This window comes from Vibrio sp. YT-16 (assembly GCF_033337405.1).
Lineage (GTDB): Bacteria > Pseudomonadota > Gammaproteobacteria > Enterobacterales > Vibrionaceae > Vibrio > Vibrio alginolyticus.
The window spans coordinates 1-1,003 of the sequence record NZ_JAWOQQ010000179.1 but is presented as its reverse complement, the minus strand read 5'-3'; the positions used below and the strand labels follow the sequence as shown (position 1 = coordinate 1,003).

Annotated in this window: 2 protein-coding genes and 1 pseudogene; all 3 read left to right on the top strand. The window is 44.1% G+C overall.

The annotated features are described in order from the left end of the window. A pseudogene (locus R7F07_RS25595) lies at positions 1–458 on the top strand (SgrR family transcriptional regulator); the annotation flags it as partial. Next, on the top strand, positions 442–693 hold the full coding sequence (locus tag R7F07_RS25590) for a hypothetical protein (RefSeq protein WP_005479768.1): 252 nt from the start codon (positions 442–444) through the stop codon (positions 691–693). The pseudogene R7F07_RS25595 and the gene R7F07_RS25590, both read left to right, overlap by 17 nt. An 8-nt stretch (positions 694–701) precedes the next feature. Beyond that, positions 702–1,003, top strand: a 302-nt coding sequence (gene cutA, locus R7F07_RS25585) for a divalent-cation tolerance protein CutA (protein WP_318110719.1), incomplete at its 3' end; no start/stop codon positions are given.

The window sequence follows — 1,003 nt, the reverse complement described above, 5'->3', positions numbered from 1 at the left end:
CGATGTTTCCTGTCATTGCCAAAGCAATTAAACACTTGCTCAAACCGTACAGTGTCGATGTCGAGTTTATTCGCTACGATACGCAGCCGCCAAATCCAGAAGAAGTCGACGTTTGGGTAAAAGCAATGGGTATTGCGACCAATCGCAACGATGCCTTAGCGGGTTGGCTACTTGATTACAGCGACATCGAAAAATTCAGCGCGGGTTACGATTTTTCAGAATGGGCGACATTAGTCGATCAATGGCGTGCAGGCATTCATGCCGACTTTCCTGCTCGCGAATTAGGAAGGCAGTTAGTGAAAAGCTGCCAGGTTATTCCAATGTTCCATTGCTGGCTTGGTGTAAACAAAGACCACAGCGGAGCGCTTCAAAACGCAAAATGTAATGCGCTGGGGTGGTTCGATTTCAGCAATGTGTGGGTCAAGCCAGAGATAGAAGATAATGGCCAAGCCGAATAAAAAGCAACCGAGTAAAACTGTCGAAATTTATTGTGCGAAATGCAAAGCGCAGCTATATAAATATCGCAAGGGCGGAAAGGGGGCCTTGGTGAAGTGCTTTAAAGAACGCATTGTAGAAGATTACACTCAAACCCCTTGTTTTTGCCCGAGCTGCGGGCAAGAGTTTGCACGAGATACGTTAGTCAGAGGTACGCCTGCGTTTAAGATGATTGGCGGAAAAGTGACAATGAAGTAGGAAAAATAATGAGCCAACAAAACGATTGCTGCATGGTGTTAAGTACCACCAATAATGAAAAAAATCGCGATGAAATCATCAAAGGTTTGTTAGAGGCTCAATTAGCGGCGTGTATTCAGACGATGCCAATTGAGAGCCATTATGTTTGGAAAGGGGAAGTTTGTACTGATCACGAATGGTTATTGATCATCAAAACACGACGTGAGCTTTACGAGTTAGTGGAAGAAAAAATTGAAAACCTGCACGAATATGAGGTTGCTCAAATCGTACAGGTTCCTATTGTGGATGGTTTTAATCCGTATTTAGAATG